We start from the raw sequence: 17,844 nt of genomic DNA, 5'->3' as shown, positions 1-17,844 counted from the left end.
TCAGGAAACGCTAACCGTCTGCCGGGGCGCATGAGGCGGGTCCTACAGGCCGGAGGCGTGGCGGGTGAGGCGACGTTTTATGGGGGCGAGGCATTCCAGCAGGCGGATGCCTGCGCCTCGGGCGGCCACCAGAGGTGCGGCCTTCCAGGCGTAGACACGCTTCAGCGTGTCGAACGACCAGGCGTCCAGACCATCGGCGCTGCGACGACGGCGTGCGTAGCGGCGGAGCACATGCGTGGCGGCGATATCGCGGCCGGTGTCGCGCGCGGCAACGAGGGTGTCGCGCAACTCCGTCACATCGCGCAGGCCGAGATTCACGCCTTGCCCGGCCAGCGGATGCACGGTGTGCGCGGCGTCGCCGAGCAGCACGAGGCGGCCGGATTCATAGCGGTCGGCCAGCTTCAGGCGCAGCGGGAAACCCACGCGACGCGTCATCGCGCCAATGGGCCCCAGGCGGAAGTCACTGGCGACGCCGAGTTCGGCACGGAAGCTGTCATCGTCGAGCGCCAGCACGCGCTGGGCTTCGTCTTCGGGCAGCGACCAGACGATGGAGCAGCGACCGTCCGCCATCGGCAGGAAGGCCAGGGGCCCGGTAGGCAGGAAACGCTGCCATGCGGTGCGCTCGTGGGGACGCTCGGTTGCCACGTGCGCCACGACACCACGCTGGCCGTAATCCCGGCCATGCGTGCCGATGCCTGCCATCCCACGTAGCGCGGAATCGGCACCATCGGCAGCTACGACAAGGCGTGCGGCAATCACCTCACCATCGGCGAGATCCAGCTGTGCACGGTCTTCGCGCCCGGCGTAAGCCACGACTTCGCCAGGAACAATGCGACGGACGCCGGCATCGTCCAGCGCATGCCACAGCATGGCCTGCACGAGATTGTTTTCGACGATGTAGCCGAGGACATCGCGCCCGTCATCGGCCGCATCGAAACGAATGGTGGCGCCGTTCTCGGCGTCCCATACCACCATGCGCTCGTAGGCCGATGCACGGGCGTCGCGAATGCGCGGCCACACGCCGAGCTGATCGAACAATGCAATGGACGACGGGGCCAGGCCGACCACACGCAGGTCGGGCTCGTCGGCCGCGGACCATGGCGCAGGCTCCTTTGCATCGACCAGCGCCACGGCAAAGCCTGCGCGGGCAAGCGTCAATGCAGCGGTGGCGCCGACCATGCCGCCGCCCACGATGGCGACGTCGAGCAGGCCGCTGCGACGGCGCGGGGATTCCTTCCAGTCGTTCATGGCGTGGTCTCCCTCACGGCGAAGGGTGCATGGGCGCGGAAGCCCATGCCCCGGCGACTCATCGCATGGCGTAGCGGCGGAATGCGGTCGAGGGCCAGCATCGCAAGGGAACGGACCGGGCCCAGCAGAGGCTGGTCGAGACAGGCCAGACGAACGAGGCCATGACTCATCGCCATGGTGCCTTCGCGATCGGCCTTGCGGCGGCTGGCGTACTCGCCGAGCAGGCTTGCGGCACCCACGTCGGATGCGTCGGTGACCAGTTCGGCCAGGGTCAGGGCGTCACGCAGGCCCAGGTTGAAGCCCTGTGCACCGATGGGATGCACGGTCTGCGCGGCGTTGCCAACCAGCACGGCGCGCGTGCCGACCAGCGCCTCGGCCGCTACACGGCGGATGGGATAAGGAGAACGCTTGCCAGGCCGCGACAACCGGCCGAGGCGCCAGCCGAAGCGTTCCTGGGCGAAGGCGACGAAGGCTGCGTCGTCCATCGCAGCCACTTCGTCCGCCCGACCGGCATCTACAGTGAGAACCATGCCGATCCGGCGGTCCGCCAGCGGCAGCACCGCCACGGGCCCCTCGTTGGTGAAGCGCTCGTAGGCCCGGCCGCGCGGATCGCGCTCCGGTGTCATGGTGCTGACGAAGAGAGCCTGCTCGTAGTCATGATCACGCGTGCCGATGCCGAGCTGCGTGCGGATGCCCGAGGTGGTGCCGTCGGCGCCCACCAGCAGGGGCGTCGTGCGCTCCACGCTGCCTTCGGGCGTGGTCATGACCACGCGCCAGCCATTTTCGACCGGCTCGATCCGCTCCACGCGGGCCGGGGCCAGGCGGGTGAGCAGACGGCAACGATCAAGACGCCGCAGCAATGCTGCACCAAGTTCGCGAGCCGGCAGGGTCCAGCCCAGGGCATCCACGCCTTCGTCCGCCGCGTCCATGCGCACGCTGCCGAAGTCACCGGCACGGCTCGTATGAATATGAACGATGGGCGTGGCGCGCGCTTCGGCGAACTCCCACACACCGATGGCCTTGAGGCCGTTCACCGTGGCACGGGCCAGGGCGAGGTTGCGCTCGTCGTAGCTGGGCTGGTCGTCCACGCGGGGCGCGGCGGCCTCCACGAGCACGGCCGGGATGCCGGCGGTATCGAGTGCGATGGCAAGACTGGCGCCGACCAGGCCGCCGCCGACGATCAGGATGGGATCTGGGGAAGTCATGCCGTGATGATAACGCCGCCCGGTGAAGGCGCCGGTACTGCGTCCGCCTGCCGCAGTCACCGGGCGCCCGATAGAATCACTTCCATGGTCAACCGACTGACGAAAATCTATACCCGCACAGGCGATGACGGCACCACCGGCCTGGGCGACGGCAGCCGAACCGGCAAGGACTCCTTGCGGGTGGCGGCCTATGGCACCGTGGACGAGCTGAACAGCGCCATGGGCATGGTCGTGGCCACCGATGGCGTGGACGCCGATGTCCGCGAGGTCCTGCTCCAGCTCCAGCACGAGCTCTTCGACCTGGGCGGGGAGCTGTGCATCCCCGGTATGGCCATGATCCAGGGCGCCGACATCGACCGGCTGGAGGCCGTGCTGGATGACTTCAACGCCGACCTGCCGGCCCTGAAGGATTTCATCCTGCCCGGAGGCGGCATGGCCGCCGCATCATGCCAACTGGCGCGGACGATCTGCCGCCGCGCTGAACGCGAAACCGTGGCGCTGTCCCGCCTCGAGGACGTGCGCCCCGAGGCCATCCGCTACCTGAACAGGCTGTCCGACCTGCTCTTCGTGCTCGCGCGCGTGCTGGCACGACGCAGCGGTCATGGCGAAACCCTCTGGCAACATGAACGACGTCCACGCGGCTGATCGCGGGACGATGTAAGCTCGCAGCGTCGAACTGGCCTTCCGGGCCATGAGGCCGCAGGGGACGTTGCGCCAGGGGGGCGCGCCAGCGTGCGGCCGATGCGACGATTCTGCTACTTTGGCGCCCTTTCGAACGGATAAGACCGAGCCCGTGACGTCACGCATCAGCATCCTGCCTCAACGCCGCCTGCTGGCGACCGCCGTCGCCCTCGTCATCGCTGGCACCGCTGTCGGCGTGCAGGCCAAGACTCCCAAGAACAGCAATGTCATCCAGGCCGGCTCCACGCAGGCCCCGGTGGCGAACTGTCCGCTGGGCTCCTTCATCTGTCCGCCGCGGCCGCTCAGCTATGCCATGTGCCGGCCGAACGCCATGCTGGGCTTCTACGAGCCGGAGATCACCAAGGACACGACCTTGCGTGCCACCGCGGCTACCGATGTCCATTCCGGTATCGACGACGGCGGCAAGAGCGGCGTCAAGGTGGAAAGTCCCGAGCCCAACGTCTACCACATGACCGGCGGTGTCCGTCTCGAGCGCGCGGACCAGGTCATGCGCGCCGACGATGTCACTTACAACTCCGACTCCACGGCGTATGACGCCGAAGGCAACGTGCGCTACCAGGAGGCCGGCATGCTGGTCTCCGCCGACCGCATGACGGGCACCACCACGCCCAACGAAGGCGAGGCCGAGAACGTCCGTTACCAGCTGCTGCAGTCGCGCGGCAATGGCGTGGCCGAGCACGCCACCGTACTCGACCCGCAACACGGCCGTTTCCGCATGGCCACGTACTCCACCTGCGACGTCGGCAGCCACATGTGGGACTTCCGCGCCAAGACGCTGAACCTCAACAAGGAAACCGGCGTCGGCGTGGCGCGGAATGCAACGATGCGTTTCAAGAACGTGCCGTTCATGTACCTGCCGTATTTCACGTTCCCGCTGGATGATCGTCGCAAGAGCGGTTTCCTGTACCCGACGTTCGGCTCATCGAGCTACTCGGGCATCTACCTGTCCACGCCGTATTACCTGAATCTGGCGCCGAACTACGATGCCACGATCGATCCGCGCTACTACTCCGACCGAGGTTTCATGCTGGGCGGCGAGTTCCGTTACCTGCTTCCTAAGTCGAATGGCACGGTCTATTTCCAGTACATGGCCAATGACAAGGGCCCGGACCAGGACATCAGCCATACCAGCGATCGTGATGGCTCCAAGCAGCGTTACCTGATTCAGGTCACGAACTCGACCGACCTGGGCGACGGCTTCCATTTCGGGGCGAATATCAACCACGCCTCGGACAACCAGTACTTCCGCGATTTCAGCAACGACCTGTATTCCTCCGCGATCGGGCTGCTGACATCCAGTGCCTATGTGAGCAAGGGTGGCAAATACTGGAATGCGTCGCTTGGCGTGGACGATTACCAGAACGTCGATGCCGGCCTGCCGAACTACGTGACACCGTACCGTCGCTGGCCGCGCGCTACATTCAACGTGGATGCCCCGGTAACTAACTGGCTGGACGTTGGCGTCGCGACGGAAGCGGTCGCATTCCGCAAACTGGACCCGTCACCGCTCATTGCCGCGAACAACCCGCTTTTTCCTGGTCAGGTAGATGGTAATCGCCTTGATATCGCACCGTTCGTGTCTGCCGATTTCTCCGGCGCATCCTGGTTCGTCCGCCCGCGCCTGGAATATCGCTATACCGGCTACCAGCTGGACAGCGACTACCAGAAATTCAACTATACCCAGCGGACCCCGTCGCGATCACTCCCCATCGCCAGCCTGGATACCGGGCTGATCTTCGACCGCCAGACGAACCTGTTCGGTACCAGCTATACGCAGACACTCGAACCGCGCCTCTATTACCTGTACGTGCCCTATCGCAACCAGAACAACCTGCCGCTGTTTGACACCAGCGAAATGTCGTTCGACTTCTGGCAATTGTTCACCACCAACCGGTTCTCCGGCGCCGACCGGCAGATGGACGCGAACAACCTGACCGCTGCCCTCACCACGCGTCTGCTCGATGATCACGGTGTCGAACGCTTCTCGGCAAGTATCGGCCAGATTCATTATTTCTCAGACCAGAAGGTCCAGGCTGCTCCGTATATCACCCCGACCACGTTCGACAAATCCGACTACGTGGCCCAGATGAGCATGCAATTCAATGACAACTGGCGCCTGAACAGCTCCTACCAGTGGAATCCGAACAAGAAGCCTGGCATCTACTTCAACGACCAGGGCGTGATACCCGTACAGGGCCGCGATACCGACCTGGCCACCGTCCAGATCCAGCGCCGGATCAAGGGCGACGGCATCGTCAACTTCTCGTACCGCTATCGCCGCAACGTGATGGAACAATTCGACACGTCCGTGGTCTACCCCGTGTCCGAGCGCTGGCGCGCTCTGGCCCGTTGGGTTTTTGCCCGCCGTGACGTGGTCCCGATCACGGTCGCCGGGTTCAATGGCGGCAATCCGTTCAACACCTTTACCTATTCGCACCGCACCCTGGACGCCGCGGTGGGCATCGAGTACGACAGCTGCTGCGCGGCCTTCCGCCTGCTCGGCCGCCATTACGTACACGATTACACCCGTTCCACGGCGAACGCGATCATGTTCGAGGTGGAATTCAAGGGCCTGGGCTCGCTGAACCCGCAATCGGGCCAGTACCTGCGCCGTGCTATCCTTGGCTATCAATAAGTGGGGCAATGGCCCCGGGCACCCTTACTCGATGAAGCAGATCCTCGCCTACTCCCTGCTCGCCGCCTCCATCCTGGTGGCCGTCCCGTCCGCGCATGCCCAGCTCCTGCCGGCCGCCCAGCCGGCCACGCCGGGTAGTGCCGATGTCGGCAACGGTTCACTCGACCGCATCGTCGCGGTGGTGGAAGACGACGTCATCCTGCAGAGCGAGCTGAACGAGGCCATCAATGCCATCGTGCGCCAGTACGCCTCCAATCCGGAGCAGCTGCCGCCCAAGGACATCCTGGCCCGCCAGGTGCTCGACCGCCTCATCCTGATGAAGCTGCAGGTTTCCAAGGCCAACGACCAGAACATCAAGGTCTCCGACCAGGATGTCGACCAGGCCGTGGCCAACGTGGCCCAGCAGAACAAGATGACCCCGGACCAGCTGCGTGGCGCCGTGCAACAGGACGGCTACAGCTTTGCGGCCTTCCGCCAGCAGCTGTCCGACCAGATCATCGCCCAGAAGCTCCACGAGAGCATCGTGCGCGACCAGGTCTCGGTCACCGATTCCGAAGTGAACAACCTCCTCGCCAGCCCGAGCTACAAGGCCGGCGAAGTGCATCTGGCCCACATCCAGATCGGCACGCCCTCCAACGGCAGCGCCGCCGACATCGCGGCCGCCCAGGCCAAGGCCGAGGAAGCCCTCAAGGCGATCAAGGGCGGTATGGACTTCAACGCCGCGGCCATCCGCTTCTCCGATGCCCAGGATGCCCTGGACGGCGGCGATCTCGGCTGGCGTCGTCTCGACGAAGTGCCGCCGGCCTTCGCCGATGCCGTGTCCAGCCTGAAGCCGGGCGAGACCACCGGCGCCCTGCGTGGCCCCACCGGTTTCCACATCCTGAAGCTGGTGGACACCCGCGCTCCGGGCCGTCAGGTGGTCACCGAGTATCACGCACGCCAGATCCTCATCAAGCCGTCCGAAATCGTCACCCCGGAGCAGGCCGAGAAGAAGGCCCAGGACATCTACACCCGCGTGGTCGACAAGCACGAAGACTTCGCCAAGATCGCCAAGGACGACTCCAAGGACAACACCACGGCGAACAGCGGCGGCGACATGGGCTGGTTTGCGAAGGACGCCTGGGGCGCCGCCATCGCGAACAGCATCGACCAGCTGAAGGACAACGAGGTCTCGCATCCCATCCAGACCGACGCCGGCTGGATCATCCTGCAGCGCCTGGGCACCCGCCAGAGCGATCTCACCGATCAGCTCCAGCGCGACCAGGCTCGCCAGACCATCGGCAACCGCAAGGCCGACGCCGCCTACGACAACTTCCTGCGTGACCTGCGCTCGCAGTCGTTCGTGGACATCCGCGTGCCGGAGCTGAAAGCACCGGACGACAAGCAGGCCTCTGCCAGCACGCCGTAAACCGATATGAACGCGACCACCCTGCCACGGCTCGCCGTCACCGCCGGTGAGCCTGCCGGGGTCGGTCCCGAGTTGCTTGCCCGGCTTGCGGCAAGCGACCTTCCTGCCGACCTCGTCGCGATCACCGATCGCGGCCTGCTCGAACGGGCCGCCGCGATATGCGGCCTGTCCCTCCATATTCTCGATGACGACGGCGCCCGCCTGACGCAACGTGCCGCCGGCAGCATTCGTGTGCGTCACGTGCCACTGGGTACAACCGAGCACTTCGGGCACCCCGATCCCGCCAACGCGCGACACGTGCTCGATATGCTGGCACTCGCTGCCGAAGGCTGTCTCGATGGCAGCTTCGATGCCGTGGTCACGGGGCCGGTGCAGAAAGCCAGCATCAACGAAGCCGGTATCCCCTTCAGCGGCCACACCGAGTTCTTCGCCGAACGCGCAGGCGCCGAGGTCGTGATGATGCTCGCCAGCCCCGAGCTGCGGGTGACGCTTGCCACCACGCACCTGCCGCTGTCGGCCGTGCCTTCGGCGGTGACCGCACCTTTGCTGGAACGTACCCTGCGCATCGTGCGTGATGCGCTGGTCGCCCGCTTCGGCATCGCGACGCCGCGCATCGCCGTGCTGGGTCTTAATCCCCATGCGGGCGAAGGCGGCCATATGGGGCGCGAAGAGCTGGACACCATCATCCCCCTGCTTGAGCGCCTGCGCGGCGAGGGCATGGAGCTGCTTGGCCCGCTGCCCGCCGATACGGCCTTCGTTCCCGCCATGCGCGAGCGCTACGACGCCGTGCTGGCCATGTACCACGACCAGGCCTTACCCGTACTCAAGAGCGAGGCGTTCGACCGCACGGTGAACGTCACGCTCGGACTCCCTTTCATCCGCACGTCCGTCGATCACGGCACGGCACTCGACCTGGCCGGTAGCGGCCAGGCGGATCCCGCCAGCCTGTTCGCCGCGACCCGGCTTGCCATCGACCTCGCCCGTCGCGGGGCCCTCGCATGAACGCACGACCCAAGAAAAGTTTCGGCCAGCACTTCCTGCACGACAAGCGTTATATCGACCGCATCGTGACGTCCATCGCCCCGAAGGACGGCGACACCGTCGTCGAGATCGGGCCGGGCGAAGGCGCGATGACCATGCCGCTGCTCGCCGTCGCGAAGAAGATGACGGCAATCGAGCTGGACACCGACCTGATTCCGGGCCTGCAGGAACGCGCCGCCGCCATCGGCGAGCTGCGCATCGTGCATTCCGACGTGCTGAAGGTTGATTTCACGGCACTCGCGCGCGAACTGGGCGCGGAGCGCTTGCGCGTTGCCGGCAACCTGCCTTATTACATTTCCAGCCCTATCCTCTTCCACTGCGTCGAGCATGCGTCCGCCATCCAGGACATGCATTTCATGCTGCAGAAGGAAGTCGTGGACCGCATGGCCGCCGAGCCGGGCAGCAAGGTCTACGGGCGCCTCAGTGTCATGTTGCAGCTGGCCTGCAAGGTGACGCCGCTGTTCACGGTGCCGCCGGGTGCCTTCCGCCCGCCACCGAAGGTGGATTCGGCCGTGGTGCGTCTGGTGCCCCTGCCGCCGGAACAGCTGCCCAAGGGCGATCCGGCAAAAATCCATACGGTGGTGAAGGCTGCATTTGCCATGCGTCGCAAAACCCTTTCGAACACGTTGAAAGGCCTGGTGGACGAGGCCACGATCCGCGATCTGGGCATCGATCCGCGTGCCCGCGCCGAAACACTGGCTCCCGGCGATTTCGTCACCCTCGCCAACGCCATCTGAACGGACGAAAGGCGGGCTTGCCCGCCTCTCCCCCGTCCCGGACAATCGGTGCATGAATTCCAAGAATCCCTACACGATCGACGTGGAGGTCGAAACCCGCTTCGTCCCCGACCAGTCGCAGCCGGCCGATAACCGCTATGTGTTCGCCTACACGATCACCTTGCGCAACATCGGCGACACCGGCGCGCAGTTGATGACCCGTCACTGGGTCATCACGGATGCCAATGGCAAGGTCGAGGAAGTGCGCGGCGACGGCGTCGTCGGCGAACAGCCCTGGATGCGTCCGGGCGATTCGTACGAGTACACCTCGGGGGCGGTCCTGGAAACCTCCGTCGGCACGATGGAAGGCAGCTACCGCATGATCGCCGACGACGGCACCCATTTCGACGCGAAGATCCCCGCCTTCGTCCTGTCGATCCCGCGTACGCTGCATTAGGAAAGCATCCATGGAAAGCACATACCACGCCATGGAGCGACTCGACTGATGGCCGTTTACGCAATCGGTGACGTCCAGGGTTGTTATCCCGAACTCCAGCGCCTGCTGGAGAAGATCCGTTTCGACCCGGCGAATGACCGCCTCTGGTTCTGTGGCGACCTGGTGAACCGCGGTGGCGAGTCCCTCGCCACGCTGCGTCTCATCCATTCGCTGCGCGAGCAGAGTGTCATCACGCTAGGCAATCACGATCTCTCGCTACTGGCGATCGGTCAGCGCCGCGAGGATGCGCAGGCTCGCGTCAATGCCGAGCTGCGCGAGGTACTGTTCGCCGACGATGCGCCCGTGCTGCTCGAATGGCTGCGGATGCAGAAGCTGCTGCACCATGACGAGGCCCTGGGCTGGACGATGATCCATGCCGGCATGGCGCCGAGCTGGACGTTGCGTCAGGCACAGCGCGCCGCGATGGAAGTCGAGCGCGAGCTCAGCGGCCCGCGTTATCAGCGTCTGCTGAAGAACCTGTTCGGCAATCGCCCCCCGGGCTGGAACAACCGCTTGCAAGGTGTCGAGCGCCATCGCGCCAGCATCAATACGCTGACCCGCATGCGTTACTGCGACGTCAACGGGCGGATCGATTTCGAAGGCAAAGGCACGCCTGGCACGCAGAAACCGGGGATGTATCCGTGGTTCGAAGTGCCGGGCATGCGCCGGCGCGAAACGAAGATCGTCTGCGGGCATTGGTCGGCCCTGGGGCGTTTTGCCGGGCTTGGCGTGTATGCCATCGATACGGGCTGTGTATGGGGTGGGCAGCTCACGGCGTTGCGGCTGGATAGCGAAGAGCCGGAGTACGTCACCGTGCAGGCCGAACCGCACCGGCAGAAGCCGAAGGGTGGCGGGGATTGAGTATCACCCGGGTCACGCGTGGAGCGTGATCTGTTGCATCTCCCCTGGACCGGTCGCGCGCAAGGCGCGCTCCTACACCAGCCGCCCCTGTAGGAGCGCGCCTCGCGCGCGACCGGTAAAAGCGAAACGCACACGACCATAACGACCGCGCGCGACGGCCCCCTGTAGGAGCGCGCCTCGCGCGCGACCGGTAAAAGCGAAACGCACACGACCACAACGACCGCGCGCGACAGTCCCCCTGTAGGAGCGCGCCTCGCGCGCGACCGGTAAAAGCGAAACGCACACGACCACAACGACCGCGCGCGACAGTCCCCCTGTAGGAGCGCGCCTCGCGCGCGACCGGTAAAGAACGAAACGCCCAAGAGTTAGAAAACCAAGCCACCCCAAAAGAAAAACCCGCCTTCCGGCGGGTTTTTCATATCAGCTCAGCTGACCGTGGCAGTGCTTGTACTTCTTGCCCGAACCGCAGGGGCAAGGGTCGTTGCGACCGACCTTCGGTGCATCACTGAACAACGGTGCCTGCCCGGCGCGCTCGGTCTCGACCGCGCCCTCCGGCTGGCCCATGGCCTGCGCATCTGCATGCTGGAACTGCAGGCGCTGCGATTCGGCGGCGCGCTGCTGCTCGGCTTCCATCGCCAGCACCTCGTCTTCGCTGCGGATACGGATGCGGGCGAGCATCTGCACCACTTCGCTCTTGATGCGGTCGAGCATTTCCGAGAAGAGCTCGAACGACTCGCGCTTGAACTCCTGCTTCGGCTGCTTCTGCGCATAACCGCGCAGATAGATGCCCTGGCGCAGGTAATCCATGCTGGCAAGGTGTTCCTTCCAGGCGTTGTCCACCACCGAGAGCATCACGTGCTTCTCGAGTGAACGCATGGTTTCCGGACCGACCTGTACTTCCTTCTCGGCGAACAGCCCATCGACTGCCTCGCGGACATGCTCAAGGATGCCTTCGGCGTCGATTTCCTTCTGGCTCTCGACCCACCTGGGCAGGTCAAGACGAAGGTTGAGTTCACTGGCCAGCTCGCGATCCAGACCGGCGACATCCCACTGGGCATCGATGCTGTCGGCCGGCACGAAGCGACGCACCAGGCCTTCGACCACGTCGAGGCGGATATCGCCGACCATGTCGGAGATGTCCTCAAGTTCCAGCAGCTCGTCGCGCTGGGCGTAGATCACCTTGCGCTGATCGTTGGCCACGTCGTCGAAATCGAGGAGGTTCTTGCGGATGTCGAAGTTGTGCTGCTCGACCTTGCGCTGCACCTTTTCGATCTGACGGGTGATGAGGCGGTCTTCCAGTGCCTCGTCTTCCTTCATGCCGAACATCTGCATCCAGCGGCCGATACGCTCGCCGCCGAAGATGCGCATCAGGTTGTCTTGCAGCGACAGGTAGAAGCGCGAGGAACCCGGGTCACCCTGGCGGCCCGAACGACCGCGCAGCTGGTTGTCGATACGGCGGGACTCGTGGCGCTCGGTACCGATGATGTGCAGGCCGCCCGAAGCGAGCACCTGCTCATGACGGAGCTTCCAGTCGGCCTTGATCTTCTCGCGATCGGCGTCGGACGCGCCTTCCGGCAGCGTGGCGAGGGCAGCTTCGAGGCTGCCGCCCAGCACGATATCGGTACCGCGACCGGCCATGTTGGTGGCGATGGTGACGGCGCCCGGCGCACCGGCCTGGGCCACGATGTGCGCTTCGCGCTCGTGTTGCTTCGCGTTGAGCACTTCGTGCGGAATCTTCGCCTGCTTGAGCAGGCCCGAGACCAGCTCGGACACGTCGATGGAAGCGGTACCCACCAGCACCGGCTGGCCACGCTCGTGGCAGGCCTTGATGTCTTCGATGACGGCCTTGAACTTGGCATCCGGGCCGAGGAACACGGCATCGGGGTTGTCCACGCGCACCATCGGCTTGTGGGTGGGGATCACCACCACTTCGAGGCCGTAGACGCTCTGGAATTCGTAGGCTTCGGTATCGGCCGTACCGGTCATGCCGGCCAGCTTCTTGTACATGCGGAACAGGTTCTGGAACGTGACCGTGGCCAGCGTCTGGTTCTCGCGCTGGATGGGCACGCCTTCCTTTGCTTCCACCGCCTGGTGCAGGCCATCGGACCAGCGGCGCCCCGCGAGGGTGCGGCCGGTGAACTCATCGACGATGATCACTTCGCCATCGCGCACGATGTAATCGACGTCGCGCTGGTAGATGGCGTTGGCGCGCAGCGCGGCATTGAGGTGGTGCACCACCGCGAGGTTCTTGGAGTCGTACAGGCCGCTTTCCGGCTCGATGACCCCGGCCTGGCGCAGCAGCTGTTCGGCGTGCTCCATGCCCTCTTCGGACATGTGCACCTGCTTCTGTTTCTCGTCGACGAAGTAATCGCCGGCGCCGTCTTCCTTCTCCTGGCGGATCAGGTGCGGCACGACCTTGTTCACCGCGATGTAGAGCTGCGGGGAATCCTCGGCGGGACCGGAGATGATGAGCGGCGTACGCGCTTCGTCGATGAGGATGGAATCGACTTCGTCGACGATGGCGTAATGCAGGCCGCGCTGGTGACGCTGGTCCTTGCTGAGCGCCATGTTGTCGCGCAGGTAGTCGAAACCGAATTCGTTGTTGGTGCCGTAGGTGATGTCCGACGCATAGGCGCCACGCTTGTCGGCGTGGTCCATGCCCGGGTACACGACGCCGACCGAGAGGCCCAGGAAGTTGTACAACTTGCCCATGAGGGCCGAGTCGCGACGGGCCAGGTAGTCGTTGACCGTGACGACGTGGACGCCCTTGCCTTCCAGCGCGTTGAGGTAGACCGGCAGGGTACCGACCAGGGTCTTGCCCTCGCCGGTACGCATTTCGGCAATGCGACCCGAATGCAGCACCATGCCGCCGATGAGCTGGACGTCGTAGTGGCGCATGCCCAGCACGCGCTTGGCGGCCTCGCGGGTGGTCGCGAAGGCTTCCGGGAGCAGCTTGTCGAGGGTCTCGCCAGCCGCAAGGCGCTGGCGGAATGCCTCGGTCTTGCCACGCAGGTCGTCGTCGGAAAGCTTTTCGTACTCCGCTTCGAGGGCGTTGATGCGCTTGACCGTCTTGGAGAGGTCGCGCAGCACGCGGTCGTTACGGCTTCCGAAAATGCTCGTCAGGGCACGATTGAACATCGATCATCCGGATCTGAAACGAAAGAGACGCCATACGCCCGGGGGCGGACGGCATGAAGGGACGATCATACTACGTACGACCGCCCCGGGCTTTCCCCGGGGTGGCGGCAGCCCGTCACGGTTTCAAGCCTTTCTCAGCGGTGGCTGCGAACGTACGCCAGCGGATTGACCACGCGGTCGTGGTACCAGACCTCGAAATGCACGTGGGAACCGGTCGAGCGGCCCGTGGAGCCGGCCCTGGCGATCTCGTCGCCCACCCGCACGTGCTGGCCGGGCTTCGCCAGGATGGCGCTGTTGTGGGCGTAACGGGTCATGTAGCCATTGCCGTGGTCGATTTCGACGACATCGCCATAGCCGCTGCGCTGACCTGCGAAAGTGACCATGCCCTCGGCCACCGCCGTCACCGGCGTACCCTTCGGTGCGGCAATGTCGATGCCCGTGTGGCGCGCGGCGTGCCCGCTGAACGGGTCCGGCCGGCCGCCGAAGAAAGATGAGATATAGCCGTTCACCGGCATGCCGGTGGGGCGCAGGCTCGACTCGATCTTGCGGTCGAGCAGCATGTCATGGAGGGCTTCGAGCTGGGCCTGCTGGGCATCGAACTGCCCGGAAAGCAGGTCGATATCCTTGCCCAGGGCCGCCGGCTTCAGATAGGCAGCGTCGCTGCTGGGGGCAATCTCGGGACCGCCCTGCGCCGGCTCTTCATTGAAGTTGAACTCGCCGTCGTCGAGCTTGCCCACCTGGGTCAGTCGCTCGCCCAGGGCATTGAGACGAATCGACTGCGCCTGTAGCTGGCCCAGCTTCACCGCCAGGGCATTCAACTCGCGCTGCGCGTCAGCCTGATCGGCCACCCGCTGGGCTTCGGGCGTGTTTCTGGCGACCACCGGGCCTGCTGAACGCGAGCCTGAAAGCGCGAGCGCGAGCGCGGCACCTACACCGGCGATGCCGATGAACGCCACGGCAGCCATGCCCACCATCTTGCAGCGCATGCGCCGGCAGGTGAAGTCCAGTGTTTTCGGCCCTTTCTGGCCTCGTGACACGAGTATGATCTGCATACGTTCCCATCGAATCGTCGAAGCCGGTCATGCCACCGCCGTCCCAGCCCACCCGCCGCACCACGCGAGGACTCAAGTCCATCGTGGAGGTGGGTCCTGTCGCGTCGCTGGCCCGCAAAGCCCGCGAACTCGACGCACTGGACCGCCAGCTACGCGCGACACTGCCCAATCCGATGCGCGACCAGGTCCGCCTGGCGGACCTGCGCGACGGCAGGCTTGTCTTCCTTGCGCCCTCGTCGGCCTGGGCTTCGCGGGTGCGCCTGTACCAGACGCAGATCCTCGATGCCGCACGCGCCATGGGCGCGATGGCCTTCGCGGTTGCCGTGAAAGTGGCCCCCCTGCCGGTCGAGGATGAGATCCCCGACCTGCGTAAACCGCTTTCCGCCTCGGCAGCCCGACACCTTCGGACTGTCGCGGCGACACTATCGGACCCCACCTTGCGGGACCTGTTCCTTGAACTGGCCTCCCAGGCCGAAAATCAAGACTGATCCGTCACTTGCGTCGCCTTTCGCAACCTGCGAACAGCTCGGCAGAATCCAGGGCGGCGAACTTTATAACACGCATGAAACGGGCAAACACCTAATTTGCACGTAAATTTGACGCGGATCAGCCGCGCCCCCGTAGGCGGCCAGGGCTACATTCCGGTACATATCGGCCGGCGACAGCAAATACCCGGGATACATCGAAGCGGTTTCATGGACGGCATCCAGGAACCACCTCCCAGGGCCCGCCCATGTCGATGTCTGCGATTTTTCGCCTCAACTCCACCCGTCTCGCCCTCATTGCGGGCCTGCTCACCGCCACCGGCGTGGGCGCCACGGAGGGTTACCACAGCGCCCTGCCCGTCCAGGGCTCCCTGCCCGCGCTGAGCGGTGCCACGGGCTGGCTCAACGGTCCGGCGCTGACGCCAGCGCAGCTCAAGGGCAAGGTCGTCCTCATCGATTTCTGGACGTACTCCTGCATCAACTGCATCCGCACGATCCCCTACATCCGCGCCTGGGCCGACAAGTACAAAGACCAGGGCCTCGTGGTCATCGGCGTGCACACTCCCGAGTTCGACTTCGAGAAGGACGACGGCAACATCCGCCAGGCCATCACCCGTTTCGGCATCACCTACCCAGTGGCCGTGGACAGCGAACACAGCATCTGGAATGCCTTCCACAACCGGTACTGGCCCGCGCTCTACTTCGTGGACGCCAGCGGCCACATCCGCCACCACCAGTACGGCGAAGGCGATTACGACCTGTCTGAGCACGTCATCCAGGACCTGCTCGCCGAAGCCTCCGGACAACATACAACCGACGAAGGCCTGGTCGCGCCGCAGGCAAAAGGCACCGAAGTCGCCCCCGATCCTGCTGGCGCCGCCTCAGACGAAACGTACATCGGCTTCGACAAAGCCGAGGGCTTCGCCTCCCCCGAAGGCTTCGCGGAAAACCATCGCCAGCACTACTCGGTAACCAACCCGTGCCTCAATCACTGGGGCCTCACCGGCGACTGGACCGTCCACGGCGAACGCGCCACCGCCGACAAGACCGGCGCCTCGATCGTCTACCGCTTCCGCGCCCGCGACCTGCACCTCGTGCTCGCCCCCGGCAGCGACGGCAAGGCGCTGCGTTTCACCGTCACCCTCGACGGCAAGGCACCGGGCGATGCCCATGGCACCGACACGGATGCGCAAGGCAACGGCCATGTCGACGAAACCCGCCTGTACCAGCTCATCCGCCAGGCGGGCGACACCGGCGAGCACACCTTCGAAATCCGCTTCCTCGACCCAGGCGCCTCCGCCTACGCCTTCACCTTCGGCTGATCACCCCAAGTCCCCTGGAGCCATCCCATGAACGACGTCCGCGACAACGAACCCACCAACACGCAGCGCCGCCGCTTCATGGGCTTCGCCGCCGCACTCACGGCAGCCGCGCCGCTCGGCCTGCTGGGCATCGGCAAGGCGATGGCCTCGACGATGGCCATGCCTTCGGCGCCGTCATCATCGCCCGCGTCTGCATTCATCGCACTCCCGGGTGGCAAAGGACTGGGCACCATCCGCCAGGTCAGGGCCGGCCTGCTCGACGTCGGCTATGCCGAACTGGGACCATCCAACGGCCGCGTCGCCATCCTCCTGCACGGCTGGCCGTATGACATTCATGCCTTCGAGGAAGTGGCACCGGCGCTTGCCGCCTCGGGTTACCGCGTCATCGTTCCCTACCTGCGCGGCTACGGCAGCACCCGCTTCCTGTCACCGGACACCATGCGCAACGGCCAGCAATCCGTCGTCGCCGTGGACATCATTGCGCTGATGGATGCCCTGAACATCGACAAGGCCGTGATCGCCGGTTTCGACTGGGGCGCGCGCACCGCCAACATCCTCGCCGCTCTGTGGCCGCAACGTTGCGAAGCGCTGGTATCCGTCAGCGGCTACCTCATCGGCAACCAGAAGGCCGGCGCCGCACCGCTGCCACCGCAGGCGGAGTTGTCGTGGTGGTACCAGTTCTACTTCGCGACGGAGCGCGGCCGCCTGGGATACGAGAAGAACCGCAGGGAATTCGCCCGCCTCATCTGGCACACCGCCTCACCAAAGTGGGCCTTCGACGACGCCACCTTCGATCGCTCGGCGACAGCCTTCGACAATCCCGATCATGTCGCCGTCGTGGTGCACAACTACCGCTGGCGGCTGGGTATCGTCGAAGGCGAGTCGAAGTACGACGAGCTGGAAGCGAAGCTGGCAACGGCGCCTGGCATCGGTGTCCCTACGATCACCCTCGAAGGTGATGCCAACGGTGCACCGCACCCAGAGCCGGCTGCGTATGCCGGCAGGTTCACGGGCAAGTACGCGCATCGCACCATCACCGGCGGCATCGGGCATAACCTGCCGCAGGAAGCACCGAAAGCATTTGTCGATGCGGTGAAGGACGTAACGGCGCTGTAGGAACCGATAAAGACGAGATGAGCGTTTCGCTTCGCGGGAATCGCCAATGCGATCGCCCCATAGGTAGCCGGACGGCGTTGTAGGAGCGTGCTTGCGCGCGACCGGATGAATCGAAACGATGATGTTGTTTGCGATAACCGGTCGCGCGCAGGCGCGCTCCTACAACAGCCTGCGGTCACGATGGGGAGAGGCGGCGGGGGCGGCCCTTGGCGCGACTTGATGGAGGTGAGGGGAGCGGGCGGACAAGGCCGCGTAGCGGGGCCGGCCAGGAAGGCCGGCCTTTCCTGCCGAGGCACGGGGCGATCTCAACCGGTCGGTGCAACAGTTTGATGAAGTACTTCAGCCGGACACTGGAAGCCCAGTGTCTGCCGAGGTCGCTGGTTTAGTTCTTTGGCCACGGCATTGAGCTGGGCCTGGGT

At 65.1% G+C, this 17,844-nt stretch carries 14 protein-coding genes and 1 pseudogene; 10 read left to right on the top strand and 5 right to left on the bottom strand.

Annotated features, from left to right (window positions below; all coding sequences use genetic code 11):
* Positions 1–42: 42 nt before the first annotated feature.
* Positions 43–1,248: a UbiH/UbiF/VisC/COQ6 family ubiquinone biosynthesis hydroxylase gene (locus HBF25_RS08110; RefSeq protein WP_166947369.1), complete on the bottom strand. Its 1,206-nt coding sequence runs from the start codon at positions 1,246–1,248 to the stop codon at positions 43–45.
* Positions 1,245–2,453 carry a 2-octaprenyl-6-methoxyphenyl hydroxylase gene (gene ubiH, locus HBF25_RS08105; RefSeq protein ID WP_166947368.1) on the bottom strand — a complete coding sequence of 403 codons (1,209 nt, stop codon included), beginning with the start codon at positions 2,451–2,453 and terminating at the stop codon, positions 1,245–1,247. Before ubiH ends, HBF25_RS08110 begins: the two co-directional genes overlap by 4 nt.
* Positions 2,454–2,537: 84 nt before the next feature.
* Here ubiH and HBF25_RS08100 point away from each other — a divergent pair, with 84 nt between their 5' ends.
* From HBF25_RS08100 to HBF25_RS08070, 7 genes are all read left to right on the top strand, one after another.
* Positions 2,538–3,098: a cob(I)yrinic acid a,c-diamide adenosyltransferase gene (locus HBF25_RS08100; protein ID WP_166947367.1), complete on the top strand. Its 561-nt coding sequence runs from the start codon at positions 2,538–2,540 to the stop codon at positions 3,096–3,098.
* 148 nt (positions 3,099–3,246) lie between these two features.
* Complete coding sequence (locus HBF25_RS08095) at positions 3,247–5,790, top strand: LPS-assembly protein LptD (protein ID WP_341778060.1); 2,544 nt, start codon at positions 3,247–3,249, stop codon at positions 5,788–5,790.
* 31 nt (positions 5,791–5,821) lie between these two features.
* A complete protein-coding gene (locus HBF25_RS08090) occupies positions 5,822–7,198 on the top strand; it encodes a peptidylprolyl isomerase (protein ID WP_166947925.1) in 1,377 nt (458 codons plus the stop codon).
* A 6-nt stretch (positions 7,199–7,204) separates the two neighbouring features.
* Positions 7,205–8,200 carry a 4-hydroxythreonine-4-phosphate dehydrogenase PdxA gene (pdxA, locus tag HBF25_RS08085; protein WP_166947365.1) on the top strand — a complete coding sequence of 332 codons (996 nt, stop codon included), beginning with the start codon at positions 7,205–7,207 and terminating at the stop codon, positions 8,198–8,200.
* Entirely contained in the window at positions 8,197–8,976 is a 780-nt protein-coding gene (gene rsmA / locus HBF25_RS08080) for a 16S rRNA (adenine(1518)-N(6)/adenine(1519)-N(6))-dimethyltransferase RsmA (protein WP_166947364.1), read from the top strand. Before pdxA ends, rsmA begins: the two co-directional genes overlap by 4 nt.
* Positions 8,977–9,028: 52 nt before the next feature.
* The gene (apaG, locus tag HBF25_RS08075) at positions 9,029–9,412 is read left to right on the top strand and encodes a Co2+/Mg2+ efflux protein ApaG (protein WP_166947363.1); all 384 of its coding nucleotides are present in this window, start codon (positions 9,029–9,031) and stop codon (positions 9,410–9,412) included.
* Positions 9,413–9,460: 48 nt separating this feature from the next.
* Positions 9,461–10,312, top strand: coding sequence for a symmetrical bis(5'-nucleosyl)-tetraphosphatase (locus HBF25_RS08070; protein ID WP_166947362.1), 852 nt, complete (start codon positions 9,461–9,463; stop codon positions 10,310–10,312).
* Between the two features lie 420 nt (positions 10,313–10,732).
* Here the strand turns inward: HBF25_RS08070 and secA are convergent, their stop codons facing one another.
* Both secA and HBF25_RS08060 read right to left on the bottom strand, forming a co-directional pair.
* Positions 10,733–13,450, bottom strand: a complete 2,718-nt coding sequence (gene secA, locus HBF25_RS08065) for a preprotein translocase subunit SecA (RefSeq protein WP_166947361.1) — start codon at positions 13,448–13,450, stop codon at positions 10,733–10,735.
* Positions 13,451–13,584: 134 nt separating this feature from the next.
* Positions 13,585–14,502 (bottom strand): M23 family metallopeptidase, encoded by a 918-nt coding sequence (locus HBF25_RS08060; protein WP_166947360.1) that lies wholly within the window; start codon positions 14,500–14,502, stop codon positions 13,585–13,587.
* Between the two features lie 29 nt (positions 14,503–14,531).
* On the opposite strand from HBF25_RS08060, the gene HBF25_RS08055 reads away from it, so the two are divergent.
* The 3 genes from HBF25_RS08055 to HBF25_RS08045 all read left to right on the top strand — a co-directional run bounded on the left by HBF25_RS08055 (position 14,532) and on the right by HBF25_RS08045 (position 17,425).
* The gene (locus HBF25_RS08055; protein ID WP_166947359.1) at positions 14,532–14,990 is read left to right on the top strand and encodes a DciA family protein; all 459 of its coding nucleotides are present in this window, start codon (positions 14,532–14,534) and stop codon (positions 14,988–14,990) included.
* 245 nt (positions 14,991–15,235) lie between these two features.
* Positions 15,236–16,309, top strand: coding sequence for a thioredoxin family protein (locus HBF25_RS08050; RefSeq protein ID WP_166947358.1), 1,074 nt, complete (start codon positions 15,236–15,238; stop codon positions 16,307–16,309).
* Positions 16,310–16,336: 27 nt separating this feature from the next.
* Positions 16,337–17,425 (top strand): alpha/beta fold hydrolase, encoded by a 1,089-nt coding sequence (locus HBF25_RS08045; protein WP_243853133.1) that lies wholly within the window; start codon positions 16,337–16,339, stop codon positions 17,423–17,425.
* A 305-nt stretch (positions 17,426–17,730) separates the two neighbouring features.
* On the opposite strand, the pseudogene HBF25_RS22670 reads toward HBF25_RS08045, so the two are convergent.
* Positions 17,731–17,844, bottom strand: a pseudogene (locus tag HBF25_RS22670) (IS30 family transposase); the annotation flags it as partial.

This window comes from Luteibacter anthropi, from assembly GCF_011759365.1.
In the GTDB taxonomy this organism is placed as follows: domain Bacteria; phylum Pseudomonadota; class Gammaproteobacteria; order Xanthomonadales; family Rhodanobacteraceae; genus Luteibacter; species Luteibacter anthropi.
Note: the sequence above shows the minus strand (reverse complement) of the source record. Positions and strands in the feature narration are given on the sequence as shown.